Source organism: Pseudoxanthomonas yeongjuensis (genome assembly GCF_010093345.1).
In the GTDB taxonomy this organism is placed as follows: domain Bacteria; phylum Pseudomonadota; class Gammaproteobacteria; order Xanthomonadales; family Xanthomonadaceae; genus Pseudoxanthomonas_A; species Pseudoxanthomonas_A yeongjuensis.
In genome coordinates this window covers 130,973-145,421 of record NZ_PDWT01000001.1, presented here as the reverse complement: position 1 = coordinate 145,421, position 14,449 = coordinate 130,973, and the positions used below count along the sequence as shown (strand labels likewise).

The following is a 14,449-nucleotide window of genomic DNA, read 5'->3' as shown; positions in this document are numbered from 1 at the left end:
ACGCAAGAGCATCGCGGGCAAGGCCCGCTCCTACAGAGGCAAATCCCACAGGCATTTGTCGCCTGATTTCTTGCGCAGCACGGCCAGGCGCGATTCGTGGGCAGCCAGCTCGGCCGGGCTGACCAGTACGCGCGGACGCGCACCCTGCGCGGGAATCGAGAAAGCCGGCATTACCGCAGTCTGTTGCGAAGACTCGTCGCCGCCGAAGCCGATCTCGCCCTGCCCTGCGGTCATGTACAGGTACACCTCGCACAGCAACTGCGCATCGAGCAGCGCGCCGTGCAACTGGCGGTGGGCGTTGTCCACGCCCAGGCGCTTGCACAACGCATCCAGCGAGTTGCGCTGCCCGGGGAAACGCTGGCGCGCCATCAGCAGCGAATCCTCCACCTGCACGCGGTCGCGCATGCGTCCATAGCGCTCGCCCAGCAGCGACAGCTCGTAGTCGAGGAAACCAATATCGAAGGTCGCGTTGTGGATGATCAGTTCGGCTCCGTCGATGAAGGCGAGGAAATCGTCGGCGATGTCGGCGAACAAGGGCTTGTCGGCCAGGAATTCCAGGCTGAGGCCGGTGACTTCGGCCGCGCCCTGTTCGAATTCGCGCTGCGGATTGATGTACTGGTGGTAGGTATTCCCGGTAGGCCGCCGTTCCAGCAGTTCGACGCAGCCTATTTCGACCACGCGATTGCCCTTCTTCCATTCCAGGCCGGTGGTTTCGGTGTCGAGGATGATCTGACGCATGCCTTCAGCTTACCTTGCGGCCTCCCGTGCGAACAGCTTGAGCTCGATGTCGTCGGCTGTCAGGCGCACCCTTTTTTCGAAGTGGAAACCTAGCCGCTCGAGCACGCGGATGGAACCTTCGTTGCGTGGATCGGTGATGGCGACGACCCGCTGCAGGCCGAGTCTGGAGTGCGCGTCGGCCAGCACCGCCGCACCCGCTTCCACCGCATATCCATGGCCGCAGTATTCAGGCAACAGCGCATAACCCAGGTCGACATCGTCCAGCGTCGCGCGCTTCACCAGTCCGCACATTCCCGCGGTCGCGCCGTTTTCCTTCAGCTCGATGCGGCACAGGCCGAAACCGTTGGCGGCATAGCTGGCCATCGGGCCTTTCGACAGGTAGGCGCGCGCATCCTGCAGGCTGTGGACGCCGCGGTCTCCTATGTTCTGCAGGAAGCTGGGTTCGTTGAGCAGGCGATTGATGAACATCGCATCGCTGTCGCCGTCCACCGACAGCGGGCGGATTTTCAAGCGCCCGGTTTCGAGGACCGGCATGTTCATCGGCATGCTCATCCCGCAGGAGCCAGGTCGCGGCAGCGGATCGCCGCATCGCGAGCCAGTAGGTCGACGCGCTCGTTGTCGGGATTGCCCGAATGGCCCTTGACCCAGCGCCACTCGACCGTGTGCCGCTGGTTGGCCGCATGCAGGCGTTCCCACAGGTCGCGGTTCTTGACCGGGCTGCCGCCGGCCGTCTTCCAGTTGCGGCGCACCCAGTTGGCCATCCACTCGGTGATGCCCTGGCGCACGTATTGCGAATCGGTGTGCAGGACGATGCGGCAGGGTTCGCTCAGCGTTTCCAGGGCCATGATCGCGCCCATCAGTTCCATGCGGTTGTTGGTGGTCAGCGCTTCGCCGCCGGACAGTTCGCGTTCGCGCCCCTGGTAGCGCAGCACCGCCGCCCATCCGCCTGGGCCTGGATTGCCCAGACAGGAGCCGTCGGTATGGATTTCCACTTCTTTCATTGGTCGCCTTCTTTCATGGGGTTGGATCGCGCAGGGGCTGGATCGCGCCTGGCTCATGCGGGAGTGGCGCCGGCCTGCCATTGGCGGGTGACCGGTGCGGGAGGAACAAGGGCGGCGCTGCGTTTCTCGAATTCCAGCACGCAGGCGGCACGCAGGCGGCTGGATCGGGGTTTCGCCAGATCCGCCGGGCCGCTGGCCATACGCCAGATCGGGCCCAGGTAACCCATCCCGCCCATGCGGGGCTGCAGGCCAAGACTGCGCAAGGCCCCGCGCCAGGCCTGGGGATCGCGTGCCACCAGGCCGCTGTGCCGCCAGCGCGCGCGATACGGGCTCCAGGGGTTGAGGGTGAACAGCCATAGCCGTCCGCCCGGCTCCAGCACCCGGGCGCATTCGTCCAGCAATCCGTCCATGCCATCGTCGAGCGCGTGCTGCACGATCAGGTTGCCGATCGATTCGTTGGGCAGCGGCAGTGGCAGGCCGCAGCGCAGACTGCCGGAAAAGCCGTCCTGCCGGCGATCCAGGACCAGGGTCCGTCGCGGCAGTTCGGGGATGCCGGGCCCTGGGGCCTGCGGGGCCAGCCACAACCAGGGCTGCTGGGCCGGGCGCGAGGCCATGGCTGCTGCAATCAGCACCTGTTCCGCTGCCAGCAGGGGCTGGCCGCGTACGCTGTCGAACCAGGCTAGGGCATCGGGTTGACGGCTGATCTGCAGGACGGGCATGTTCGGAATTGTAGAGGACGCCTTCTTCCGCCGCCCTGTCGGCTCTCCCCTTCTTCCCGGTAACCACCGATGCGTCTGACCGCACTGACCGCCTTCGAAGACAACTACATCTGGGCCCTGGTCGACGACGAGGGCAACGCCGTGATCGTGGATCCGGGCGATGCCGCGCCGGTCCTGGCCGCCAGCGACCTGGGCCTGTGGCCGGCCGGGGTACTGCTCACCCACCATCACCCCGACCACTGCGGCGGCGTGGCCGCGCTGCGCGAGCGCTGGCCGACCCTGCCGGTGTTCGCCCCCGACGATCCGCGCATTCCGCATGCCACCGAACGGGTCGGCGAAGGCTCCCGCTTCCAGCTGAACAGCTGGGATTTCAGCGTACTGGCCGTGCCCGGGCATACCCTGAGCCATATCGCCTTCCACGGGGCCGCAGGGCATTTGTTCTGCGGGGATACCCTGTTCAGCATGGGCTGCGGGCGCCTGTTCGAGGGCACGCCGGCGCAGATGCTGGGGTCGCTGGAGCGCCTGGCCGCCCTGCCCGGCGACACGGCCGTATGCTGCGGCCACGAGTACACTTTGGCCAACGCAGCCTTCGCCCGGGCCGTGGACCCCGCCAACGACGCCCTGCGTCGCCGCACCGAGGAAGCCCAAGCCATGCGCAACGCCGGACGCCCCACCCTGCCTTCCACCCTCGCCACCGAGCTGGCCACCAATCCGTTCCTGCGCGTGGACGCGCCTGCGATCCACGCGGCCGTTGCCACGCGGCTGGATCGCGAACCCGCGGACCGGGTCGAGACTTTCGCCGAATTGCGGCGCTGGAAAGACGGCTTCCGCGCATGACCCGGCGTTGCCGTGGCGCCTGGTTGTTGCTGTGCGCGTGTGGATGGGCGGGCGGATCGCTTGCAGCCGACACAGCGAATCAGCAAGCGGGCACGCCTCCTCCGGTAGTGATGGTGGCCGCAGCCGCTTCCCTGCCCGAAAATCCGCCGATCGAACTGGAATCGGTGCCTGTTCCCAAGCCCGCTCCCAGCCAGCGCAATGGCCGCCAGATCTACGAAAGCTTCCGCGCCGGCCTGGCCGAACCCGAATGCAACGCGGCCGCCACCAGCGTGCGCTGGAAAAAGCACTTCAGCCAGGCGCCGGTACGGCTGGCGCGGACCAATGACGACCTGCTGCCCTTGTTCGGCTACGTGGTGGACGCGCTGCGCGAAGCCGACCTGCCTACCGAATTCGCTTTGATCCCGTTCGTGGAAAGCGGCTACAAGCCGGGCGCGCGCAGCGCCAGCGGTCCCGCGGGCCTGTGGCAGTTCATCGGCATCACCGCGCGCAACCACGGCGTGGCCATGCGCAATGGCTACGATGGGCGTTTGTCGCCGGTGGAATCGACCCAGGCCGCCGTCCGTTACCTCAAGACCCTCAATGGCATGTTCGGCGGCGACTGGCGGTTGGCGGTAATGGGCTACAACGCCGGCGAATATCGCATCCTGCAATCGATGCGCCGTGCCGGCATGAATGCGCAGAATGCGAAACCCGCGCAATTGCCCGGATTGTCGGGCATCACCTATGCCTACGTGGAAAAACTGCATGCGCTGGCCTGCATCTTCCAGCAGGCCGACGATCGCGAGGAGTGGATGCGCACCCTGGACCGGCCGGTGCCGCGCCTGGCCTCGCAGGTCCTGCCCGCCGATATCGCCAACCTGGATGCCTGGGCCCGGCGCCAGGGCCACGACAGCGCCCTGTTGCAGCGGCTGAATCCCGCACTTGCCACGGGTTTTTCGCGTGGCGGAAAGCCCTTGCGGGTGCTGGCCCCGGCCGGCAAGGAAGCCATGTCCTACATTGCGGACACGGCGGTTGCACAAGCTGCACCCTCCGGCAGCTCCGCCGCACCGACACCGGTGCGGCCCATTGCCGCCAAGAGCACCGGAAGTGCGCTTTCCCATACCGTGCGCCGCGGCGAATCGGCCTGGACCATCGCCCGCCGCTACGGCATGCGGCCGCAGCAGTTGCTGGCCCGCAATGGCCTGGCCAGCAGCGCCATCCTGCAACCCGGCATGGTCCTGCAACTGGAAGGCGACGGCATCGGCAAATAGCTGCAGTGGTACATGCGGCAAGTCGGGCGGCGAAAGATGGCAAAATGGAGCCGTTGCTCAACAATCGAGAGAATCCATGGGTTTCCTGCAAGGCAAGCGCGCACTCATCACCGGCATCGCCAGCGAACGTTCCATCGCCTCGGGCATCGCCGAGGCCATGCACCGCGAAGGCGCCGAACTGGCCTTCACCTACCAGAACGACAAGCTCAAGACCCGCGTGGAGAAGGCCGCCGCGGAATACGGCGGCAAGTTCGTCGCGCCGCTGGACGTGGCCAGCGATGAACAGATCGCCGCCTGCTTCGATGAAGTCGGCAAGCACTGGGGCGACGGCTTCGACATCCTGGTCCATGCCATCGCTTTCGCCCCGCGCGAAGCCATCGCCGGCCAGTTCCTCGACGGCCTGACCCGCGAGAACTTCGCCCTGGCCCACGACATCTCCGCGTACTCGTTCGCCGCGCTGGCCAAGGCCGCGCGGCCTTTCATGAAAGGCCGCAACGGCGCGCTGCTGACGCTCACCTACCTGGGCGCGGAGCGCGCGCTGCAGAACTACAACGTGATGGGCGTGGCCAAGGCCAGTCTGGAGGCGACCACACGCTACCTGGCGCTGGACCTGGGCCGCGACGGCATCCGCGTCAACGCGGTCTCGGCCGGCCCGATCAAGACCCTGGCCGCCTCCGGCATCGCCGGCTTCCGCAAGATCCTTGGCCATGTCGAGCAATACGCGCCGTTGCACCGCACGGTGACCATCGAGGACGTCGGCAACGTCGGCGCGTTCCTCTGCTCGGACCTGGCCGCCGGCGTGACCGGCGAAGTGACCTATGTCGATGCCGGCTACAACATCCTGGGCATGACCGGGATCGGCGAGGACTGAGTGCTTTCCCGGACCGGCATGGTTCTGGAATGGAAAAAGCCCGGCGGCTGCCGGGCTTTTTTGTGGACGCAGGGCTGTCGACCGCCGGAATCGCCGGTTACAGCTGGTCTTCCCGGCGCGTGATCCGGTACTGCTTGCGCAGCGCGGCGACGAACGCATCGACCGCGGTGCCGCCTTCCATCTGCATCACCTGCTGCTGCAAACCCATGCGTTCCTCAGGCGTGATCTTGGACAGATCGCCTTCGTTGACCTTGCTCACCACGAAAACCGCGTAGGCCCCGGTTTCCATCCTGGCCTTGCCGGCCGTCACCTTGCCGGCAGCGGGCTTCTGCACGGAGAAAACAGCCGCGTTGATTTCCGGCGACGGCATCGGCGCGCCACGCGGCACGCCCGGCAACTCGCCGGACTGCAGCTTGTCGGCAGTGGCGATGTCCTTCAGGGTTTCGCCCTTGGCGATGCGGGCCAGGATCGCATCCGCCGCCGCTTCAGCGGCCTTGGCGCTGCGGTCGGCGCGGATCGCGGCGATCACCGCATCGCGCACCTGTGCCAGCGGTTGCGCCTGTTCCGGGGTGTGCTGGAGCACGCGGATCACCACGCTGTGCTTGGGTCCGACCTCGATCGGGTCGCTGGCCGTGCCGTCCTGCACCAGCGCATCGGAGAACGCCGCGCGCAACACCGCGGGATTGGCGGCGATGCCCGACGCGGTGGCCCGCGAGAACGGCCCGATCCGCTGCACCGGCAAGCCGACCGCTTTGGCCGCGGGGCCGAGCGCGGTGGGGTTCTTCAATACTTCGTTGACCAGGCGCCCGGCCAGGTCGTTGTAGGCGCGCTCGCCATCGGCTTCGGCCTGTTCGCGGGCAAGTTCATCGCGGACTTCCTCGAAGGATTTGCCATGGCCCGGCCTGATCTCGCGCAGTTGCAGCACGTGGTAGCCGAAATCGGTCTTCACCGGATCGCTGATCTGCCCGGCCTGCATGGCGAACAACGCATCCTCGAAGGGCTTGACCATGGTTCCATCGTGCGCGACCCAGGAGAGATCGCCACCGCCCGCCTTGGAGCCGGCGTCGTCGGAATTGGCCTTGGCCAATGCGGCGAAATCCGCACCCGGCTGTCTGGCCTGCGCTGCCAGCGTGGCCGCCTTCTGTTCCGCGGCCTTCTGCGTCGCCGCATCGGCACCGGCGGGCACCGCGACCAGGATGTGCGAAGCCAGGCGCTGCTCGGGGCTCATGAAGCGCGATTTTTCGTCTTCGTAGCGCTTGCGCAAAGCGGCTTCGTCGGCCGGCGCGGCAGTATTGGCCAGGGTCGCACCATCGACGTCGACGTATTCCAGCGTGACCGACTCGCCCTGCTTGAAATCGGCCGCATGGCCGTCGTACCACGCCTTGATCTGCGCATCGGTCACCGGAGTGTCGTCGGCCGGAGCCGGCGGCAACGCGGCGATGGTGATGTCGCGGGTTTCGCCCAGCAGCCTGATCAAACGATCGAGCTCCTTGCTGGTGGCGAAACCGGAATCGGCGATGCCCTGCGGGATCAACGCCAACTGCAACCTGTCGCGCTGGTCCTTCTGGAACTGGACCGGGGTCAACGCGGGAGTCTGCGTGGCCAGCATCTGGGTGTAGCGCGCGGGATCGAACTTGCCGTCCACCTGGAACGCCGGTTCCTCGGCGATCGTCTTGCGCACCGCCGCGTCGCTGACCTGGATGCCGGCACGCTTGGCGGCCAGTTGCAGGACCTTGCGATCGACCAGCTGGTCGAGCACCTTCAGCTTGTTATCCAGGGTTTCGAAATCGCGCGGATCGAAATTGTCGCCCAGCGCCTGCCGCTGTTGCTGGCGAGCCTGTTCGAAGCCGGCACGGAATTCCTCCTGGGTGACTTCCTCGTGCTGCCAGAGCATCGACAGCGGCCACCAATGCGGCGCGGAATGCCACCAGGCCGGCGGAGCCTCGACCTTGGCCACCGTGCTGTCGGAACCCCCACCCATGTATTCGTTCACGCCGACGAAGGCGAAGGGAACGATAAGCAAACCGAGTACGGCGGTGGCGATCCAGCCGGAAGTCTTGTCGCGGAGTTTCTGCAGCATCGGAGAGTCGGGCCCGGTTACGTAAGCCGCGCAGTTTAGCGCGCTTCGGCCGATCCCAAAACCGGAGGCACGCCCAGCGCGGCATCCCGGACCGGATGTGCGTATTGCAGGGGCCGGCATCCCAAACAGAAAGGGCGCCTTGCGGCGCCCTTTCGGCTCAAATATGGCGGAGTGGACGGGACTCGAACCCGCGACCTCCGGCGTGACAGGCCAGCATTCTAACCAACTGAACTACCACTCCGCTTTGAAGAACTCTTTGCATCACCCGAAGGTGGTGGGTGCTGAGGGTTTCGAACCCCCGACCCTCTCCGTGTAAGGGAGACGCTCTACCGCTGAGCTAAGCACCCAGGTGCTGAGCCGATGCCAAAGCACCGGCGGTAGCCAGTTAGTTTACGGCATCCTTCAGGGCCTTACCAGCCTTGAATGCAGGATTTTTCGAAGCACCGATGTTGATGGTGTCCCCGGTCTTGGGGTTGCGGCCGGTGCGGGCGGCGCGTTCGCGTACCTGGAAGGTACCGAAGCCCACCACGGTCACGCTGTCGCCTTTCTTGAGCGCCTTGGTGATGGAGCCAATCACGGCGTCAACGGCCCGGGCGGCGTCGGCCTTGCTCAGGTCCGCGCCCTCGGAAACGGCTTCGATCAAATCGGTTTTGTTCATGTAGAAACTCCCTGTGCGGCGATGCCGCGGAATGAGTGATCGAATTTGCCCAGCGGTGCAGTCTGGGGATCATCCGACGAGGTGTGCCGTGAAGCGCGTCATGGAATCGGGCGCCAGCGGGTGACGCAGTTATACCAGCGACGAAAACCCCGCGCAACCCGAAAAGCCAATAACGGCGCGGGTTTTGCGGGTTTTTCAGCACTTGCCCAAAGGCAGGATCAATGCTTGAGATCGGGTTGCACGGACTCCTTGCCGGTCCCGCGCACGGGCAATTTTTCGCCGCCGCCCGACGCGGCAGGCGTCAACGGCCGCTCAAGCGCGAGATCCAGTACTTCATCGATCCAGCGCACCGGCACGATCTTCATCCCCTGGGTGACGTTGGCCGGGATGTCGGCGAGATCCTTTCGGTTCTCCTCCGGGATGATCACCGTGGTGATGCCACCGCGGATCGCTGCCAACAGCTTCTCCTTCAGCCCGCCGATCGCCGAGACGCGTCCACGCAGGGTGATTTCGCCGGTCATGGCGACGTTGGCCCGCACTGGATTTTTGGTCAACGTGGATACCAAAGCGGTGGCCATGGCGATACCGGCGCTGGGGCCGTCCTTGGGCGTGGCGCCGTCGGGCACGTGCAGGTGCACATCCTGTTTCTGCAGGAAGTCGGTGTCGATGCCCAGGCTTTCGGCGCGCGAGCGCACGACCGACAGGGCCGCGGACGCCGACTCCTTCATCACATCGCCCAACTGGCCGGTCAGGGTCAGTCCGCCCTTGCCGGGAACCAGGCTGACTTCGATCTGCAGCAGGTCGCCGCCGACTTCGGTCCAGGCCAGGCCGGTGACCAGGCCGATCTCGTTCTGCTCTTCGGCGCGGCCGTAGTCGAAGCGGCGCACGCCTTGGTATTTCTCAAGGTTCTTCGAGGTGACGCTGATCGCGGCGACCTTCTTCTTCGCGGGCTGCGGACCCGCCAGCGCGATCTCCTTCACCACCTTGCGGCAGATCTTGGCGATCTCGCGCTCGAGGTTGCGCACGCCGGATTCGCGCGTGTAATAGCGCACGATGTCGCGGATCGCGCTTTCGGCGATCTTCAGTTCCTCGGGCTTCAGGCCATTGGCCTTCAACTGCTTGGGAACCAGATAGCGTTCGGCGATGTTGAGCTTTTCTTCCTCGGTGTAGCCGGGGATGCGGATCACTTCCATGCGGTCCAGCAGCGGGCCGGGGATGTTGAGCGTATTGGACGTGGCCACGAACATGACTTCGGACAGGTCCAGGTCGACTTCCAGGTAGTGGTCGTTGAACGTGTTGTTCTGTTCCGGATCCAGCACTTCCAGCAACGCGGAAGACGGGTCGCCGCGGAAATCCATCGACATCTTGTCGATTTCATCCAGCAGGAACAGCGGGTTCCTGCTGCCGGCCTTGTTGAGGTTCTGCACGATGCGGCCGGGCATGGAACCGACATAGGTACGACGGTGGCCACGGATCTCGGCCTCGTCGCGCACACCGCCCAGCGACATGCGCACGAACTTGCGGTTGGTGGCCCTGGCGATCGACTGCCCGAGCGAGGTCTTACCCACGCCAGGCGGCCCGACCAGGCACAGGATAGCGCCCTTCATCTTGGTCACCCGCGATTGCACCGCGAGATATTCCAGGATGCGCTCCTTCACTTTCTCCAGGCCGTAATGGTCGGCGTCCAGCGTGTCCTGCGCGACCTTCAGGTCCTTGCGGATCTTGGTGCGCTTCTTCCACGGCACGCCGAGCAACCAGTCCAGGTAGTTGCGCACGACGGCGGCTTCGGCCGACATCGGCGACATCTGCTTGAGCTTGCTCAGCTCGTTCTTCGCCTTGGTCTCGACCGCTTTGGGCATGCCCGCCTCGGCGACCTTGCGGGCCAGGTCCTCCAGTTCGTTGGGCGCGTCGTCCAGTTCGCCCAGTTCCTTCTGGATCGCCTTCATCTGCTCATTGAGGTAGTACTCGCGCTGGCTCTTCTCCATCTGCGACTTGACCCGGCCGCGGATGCGCTTTTCCAGTTGCTGCACATCGATTTCGCCATCGACGAAACCCACCAGCAGTTCCAGCCGGTCGCCGATTTCAAGCGTTTCCAGCAATCGTTGCTTGTCGCTCAGACGCACGCCCAGGTGCGCGGCGATGGTGTCGGCCAGGCGGCTGGGTTCGTCGATGCCGGCGAGCGTCTGCAACAGTTCCGGCGGCAGCTTGCGGTTGGTCTTGACGTACTGCTCGAACAGGCCCATCAGCGAACGCGCGACCGCTTCGACTTCGCGTCCTTCACGGATATCGCTTGAGCCGATTTCCACGCCGCGCCCGTACAGCGAGCCGTCGCGCTCGCTGACCTCGCTGACCTCGACGCGCGCCGTGCCTTCCACCAGCACCTTGATCGTGCCATCGGGAAGCTTCAGCAGCTGCAGCACCTGGGCAAGCGTGCCGATCGAATACAGGTCGGCGGCGGTCGGGTCGTCGGTTTCGGCGGACTTCTGCGCCAGCAGCAGGATGCGCTTGTCCGCTTCCATCGCCTGCTCCAGCGCGCGCATGGATTTGTCGCGCCCGACGAACAGAGGGATGACCATGTGCGGGAATACCACGACATCGCGCAGCGGCAGGACCGGCAGGTCGAGGAATTCGGGTTCGGAACGGGCCATGGGGGCTCCAGAAGATTGCGGACAAGACGGTGCAAGGCACCATGGCCCCGTTATGGGGCCATCCGCGAAGGGATGCAATAGGAAACCCGGAAGCCGTTTTGGATCAACGGCTTGGGCGACTTACTCGGCGGCAGCGACCTTGGCCTGCGGCGGCACGTTCTGGTAGATCAGGTACGGCTCGGACTTGTGCTCGATCACCGATTCGTCCACCACCACCTTGCCGACGTTTTCCAGCGACGGCAGGTCGTACATCGTGTCCAGCAGCACCGATTCGACGATGGTGCGCAGGCCGCGCGCGCCGGTCTTGCGCTTGAGCGCCTTGCGCGCGATCGCCGACAGCGCGTCGGGACGGAACTCCAGTTCCACGCCTTCCATGTCGAACAGTTTCTTGAACTGCTTGGTGATGGCGTTCTTGGGTTCGGTCAGGATCTTGATCAGGGCCGGTTCGTCCAGTTCCTCCAGGGTGGCGACCACCGGCAGGCGGCCGACGAATTCCGGGATCAGGCCGAACTTGATCAGGTCCTCGGGCTCGACTTCCGACAGCACCTTGCCCATCTCGGCCTTGATCGTGGAACTCTTGATCTTCGAGCCGAAACCAATCCCGCTGGCCTCGGTGGAGCGCTGCTGGATGATCTTGTCCAGGCCGGCGAACGCGCCGCCGCAGATGAACAGGATGTTCTTGGTGTCGACCTGCAGGAATTCCTGCTGCGGGTGCTTGCGACCGCCCTGCGGCGGCACGCTGGCCACGGTGCCTTCGATCAGCTTCAGCAGCGCCTGCTGCACGCCTTCGCCGGACACGTCGCGGGTGATCGACGGGTTCTCGCTCTTGCGCGAGATCTTGTCGATCTCGTCGATGTAGACGATGCCCTGCTGCGCCTTTTCTACGTCGTAGTCGCACTTCTGCAACAGCTTCTGGATGATGTTCTCGACGTCCTCGCCCACGTAACCGGCTTCGGTCAGGGTGGTGGCGTCGGCGATGGTGAACGGCACATTGAGCAGGCGCGCGAGGGTTTCGGCCAGCAACGTCTTGCCCGAACCGGTCGGACCGGCGAGCAGGATGTTCGACTTGGCCAGCTCGACCTCGTCGTTCTTGCTGCGGCTCTCGATGCGCTTGTAGTGGTTGTACACGGCCACGGCGAGGGTGCGCTTGGCGCGCTGCTGGCCGATCACGTACTGGTCCAGCACTTCCAGGATCTCGCGCGGCTTGGGCAGGCTGCTGCGTGCGGACTGCGCCTTTTCCTCGAGTTCCTCGCGGATGATGTCGTTGCACAGCTCCACGCATTCATCGCAGATGAACACGCTCGGGCCCGCGATCAACTTGCGGACTTCATGCTGGCTTTTGCCGCAGAACGAACAGTAGAGGATCTTGTTGCTGTCGCCGGAACGGCTTTGCCGGTCTTCGCTCATGCTTCGGTTGTCCAGTCACCCGACCCGTCGAGCGGGTGTTCGGTTTGAGAATAGCAGTTCCGGCCGCGCGATGTGGGCGCGGGCCGGAAATGGGTGGAAACGTTATATCGCGGGGCTTTCAGCGGCTTCGTCAACTTGCTCAGCCGGCCTGGATGGAGTCGTCCGGACGCCGTTCCAGGACCTGGTCGACCAGGCCGTAGGCGACCGCGTCGGCGGCACTCTTGAAATTGTCGCGTTCGGTGTCCCGTGCGATGGTCTCCAGCGACTGGCCGGTGTGCTTGGCCATGATCTCGTTCAGGCGGGCGCGCATGGCCAGGATCTCGCGGGCCTGGATATCGATATCCGTGGCCTGGCCCTGGGAGCCGCCCGACGGCTGGTGGATCATCACCCGCGAGTTGGGCAGCGCATAACGCTTGCCTGCGGCACCGGCGGAAAGCAGCAACGCGCCCATGCTGCAGGCCTGGCCGACGCAGATCGTGCTCACGTCGGGCTTGATGTACTGCATGGTGTCGTAGATGGCCATGCCGGCGGTAACCACGCCACCCGGCGAGTTGATGTAGAAACTGATGTCCTTTTCGGGATTCTCGGCTTCCAGGAACAGCATCTGCGCGACGATGACGTTGGAGACGTGGTCGTCGACGCCGCCAACCAGGAAGATCACGCGTTCCTTGAGCAGGCGCGAATAGATGTCGTAGGCCCGCTCGCCGCGGCTGGTCTGTTCGACCACCATCGGGACCAGGTTCAGGGCTTGGGGCTGGATATTGCTCATAAGAAGTATCGGACCTGGTTGAGGGCGGGAAAGCCCGGATGCGCGCACCCGGGCCCTGGACTGGGCTGGCCTTTGCTTACTGGCGGATGGCTTCCTGGAAAGACAGCGCCTGTTCGGTGTGCTGGGCGCGCTCGGCGATCCAGTCGATCACCTGCTCTTCCATCACGCGGTTCTGCAGCCCACTCATCAACTGGGGATCGTTGCGGTACAACTCAATGACCTGCTCGGGCTCTTCGTAGGTCGAGGCGATCAGGCGCAGCGTCTCGTTCAGGCGCTTGGGATCCAGGCGCAGCTGGTTGCTGCGCGCGACCTCGCCGACCAGCAGGCCGACGAGAACCCGCTTGCGGGCAGGATCCATGAAGCCCTGGTGGGCATCGGCCGGAACCTGCACGTTCTGACCATTGCGCTGGGCCTGTTCCACGGTCTGCTGGACCATCGCCCTGGCCTCGTTCTCGACCAGGCGCGGCGGCATTTCCACGTGCGAATAGGCTGCGATCAACTGTTCGCCCACTTCACGACGCAGACGGGTCATCAAGGCGCCCTTGAGTTCGCGCTCCAGGTTGCTGCGGATATCGCCGCGGAACTGCTCCAGGTCGCCGCCCTTCACGCCGAAACTCCTGGCGAATTCCTTGTCCACTTCCGGCATCACCGACTCGGAAACCTCGGTGGCCTTCAAATACACATGCACCTGGCGACCGGCCAGCTGGGCCACGCGCCAGTCGGCCGGGAAATCGACGGTGATGTCCTTTTCCTCGCCCTTGGACATGCCCACCAGCGCATTCTCGATGCCGCTGTACATGACCCCCGAGCCGATCAGGGTGGCACCCTTCTCGACGCCCTCGGCAGGCAGGCGCTCGTCGCCGGCCTGCGACCAGGTTTCCAGGGCCACGCGATCGCCCTGCTGGGCTGCGCGCTGCACCGGCTGGAAGGTGCGGCGCTGCAGGCGCAGGTTCTCGATCATCTGGTCGATGTCGGCCTCGGTGACTTCGGCCGTGTGCCGGGTCACGTTGAGCTTGGACATGTCGATTTCGCCGAAATCCGGCACCACTTCGAACGTGGCCACCCACTCCAGCTCACCGGTACCGGCCGGCTCCAGGCGCGGGTTGCCGGCCAGCTGCAGCGATTGCTCGCGCACTGCCGAGTCGAAGGTCTCGCGCAGCAATCCGTTCAAGGCTTCGCTGCGGACCTGCTGTCCGTAACGCTGTTCGATCACTTTCTGCGGCACCTTGCCGGGGCGGAAGCCCTTGATGCGCGCGGTGCGGGCCAGTTCGCGCAGGCGACCGCCGATATGGGTATCCAGGCGCTCGGCCGGAAGGGTGAAGCTCATGCGGCGCTCGAGGTTGCCGAGCGATTCGACGGAAACTTGCATATCCACTGACTCCTGCGGCCACGAGACGGCTCGTAGCACGATGTTGATGATCTGGTTGGCGGAAGATGCCCAGTCTCAGGACTGGTGCGACCCCGGCGCAAC

Annotated in this window: 13 protein-coding genes and 2 tRNA genes; 3 read left to right on the top strand and 12 right to left on the bottom strand. The window is 65.1% G+C overall.

Features of this window, described 5'->3' with window-relative positions; genetic code table 11:
• Positions 1–30: 30 nt before the first annotated feature.
• Genes dnaQ through CSC74_RS00675 form a run of 4 tightly spaced genes read right to left on the bottom strand, consistent with a single transcriptional unit; the run spans position 31 to position 2,458 of the window.
• Positions 31–738 carry a DNA polymerase III subunit epsilon gene (gene dnaQ / locus CSC74_RS00690; RefSeq protein ID WP_162312508.1) on the bottom strand — a complete coding sequence of 236 codons (708 nt, stop codon included), beginning with the start codon at positions 736–738 and terminating at the stop codon, positions 31–33.
• Between the two features lie 9 nt (positions 739–747).
• A complete protein-coding gene (locus CSC74_RS00685) occupies positions 748–1,278 on the bottom strand; it encodes a GNAT family N-acetyltransferase (RefSeq protein WP_246192890.1) in 531 nt (176 codons plus the stop codon).
• An 8-nt stretch (positions 1,279–1,286) separates the two neighbouring features.
• Positions 1,287–1,739: a ribonuclease HI gene (gene rnhA / locus CSC74_RS00680; protein ID WP_162312507.1), complete on the bottom strand. Its 453-nt coding sequence runs from the start codon at positions 1,737–1,739 to the stop codon at positions 1,287–1,289.
• Between the two features lie 53 nt (positions 1,740–1,792).
• Positions 1,793–2,458, bottom strand: a complete 666-nt coding sequence (locus CSC74_RS00675) for a class I SAM-dependent methyltransferase (protein WP_246192888.1) — start codon at positions 2,456–2,458, stop codon at positions 1,793–1,795.
• A gap of 69 nt (positions 2,459–2,527) precedes the next feature.
• Between CSC74_RS00675 and gloB the strand changes: the two genes are divergently transcribed.
• The 3 genes from gloB (at position 2,528) to CSC74_RS00660 (ending at position 5,416) form a co-directional block, all read left to right on the top strand.
• Positions 2,528–3,295: a hydroxyacylglutathione hydrolase gene (gene gloB, locus CSC74_RS00670; RefSeq protein ID WP_162312506.1), complete on the top strand. Its 768-nt coding sequence runs from the start codon at positions 2,528–2,530 to the stop codon at positions 3,293–3,295.
• Positions 3,296–3,405: 110 nt separating this feature from the next.
• Positions 3,406–4,545, top strand: coding sequence for a lytic transglycosylase domain-containing protein (locus CSC74_RS00665; protein WP_162313667.1), 1,140 nt, complete (start codon positions 3,406–3,408; stop codon positions 4,543–4,545).
• A gap of 76 nt (positions 4,546–4,621) precedes the next feature.
• Positions 4,622–5,416 carry an enoyl-ACP reductase FabI gene (locus CSC74_RS00660; protein ID WP_162312505.1) on the top strand — a complete coding sequence of 265 codons (795 nt, stop codon included), beginning with the start codon at positions 4,622–4,624 and terminating at the stop codon, positions 5,414–5,416.
• Positions 5,417–5,513: 97 nt separating this feature from the next.
• Here the strand turns inward: CSC74_RS00660 and CSC74_RS00655 are convergent, their stop codons facing one another.
• The 8 genes from CSC74_RS00655 to tig form a co-directional block, all read right to left on the bottom strand.
• Positions 5,514–7,496, bottom strand: a complete 1,983-nt coding sequence (locus CSC74_RS00655; RefSeq protein ID WP_162312504.1) for a SurA N-terminal domain-containing protein — start codon at positions 7,494–7,496, stop codon at positions 5,514–5,516.
• Between the two features lie 164 nt (positions 7,497–7,660).
• Positions 7,661–7,737: transfer RNA gene (locus tag CSC74_RS00650), tRNA-Asp, on the bottom strand.
• A 31-nt stretch (positions 7,738–7,768) separates the two neighbouring features.
• Positions 7,769–7,843: transfer RNA gene (locus CSC74_RS00645), tRNA-Val, on the bottom strand.
• 38 nt (positions 7,844–7,881) lie between these two features.
• Positions 7,882–8,154: an HU family DNA-binding protein gene (locus CSC74_RS00640; RefSeq protein WP_162312503.1), complete on the bottom strand. Its 273-nt coding sequence runs from the start codon at positions 8,152–8,154 to the stop codon at positions 7,882–7,884.
• 218 nt (positions 8,155–8,372) lie between these two features.
• On the bottom strand, positions 8,373–10,802 hold the full coding sequence (lon, locus tag CSC74_RS00635) for an endopeptidase La (protein WP_162312502.1): 2,430 nt from the start codon (positions 10,800–10,802) through the stop codon (positions 8,373–8,375).
• 120 nt (positions 10,803–10,922) lie between these two features.
• Positions 10,923–12,209 carry an ATP-dependent Clp protease ATP-binding subunit ClpX gene (gene clpX, locus CSC74_RS00630; protein WP_162312501.1) on the bottom strand — a complete coding sequence of 429 codons (1,287 nt, stop codon included), beginning with the start codon at positions 12,207–12,209 and terminating at the stop codon, positions 10,923–10,925.
• A gap of 139 nt (positions 12,210–12,348) precedes the next feature.
• Complete coding sequence (gene clpP, locus CSC74_RS00625; protein ID WP_162312500.1) at positions 12,349–12,978, bottom strand: ATP-dependent Clp endopeptidase proteolytic subunit ClpP; 630 nt, start codon at positions 12,976–12,978, stop codon at positions 12,349–12,351.
• A 76-nt stretch (positions 12,979–13,054) separates the two neighbouring features.
• Positions 13,055–14,347: a trigger factor gene (gene tig / locus CSC74_RS00620; protein WP_162312499.1), complete on the bottom strand. Its 1,293-nt coding sequence runs from the start codon at positions 14,345–14,347 to the stop codon at positions 13,055–13,057.
• Positions 14,348–14,449 lie beyond the last annotated feature (102 nt).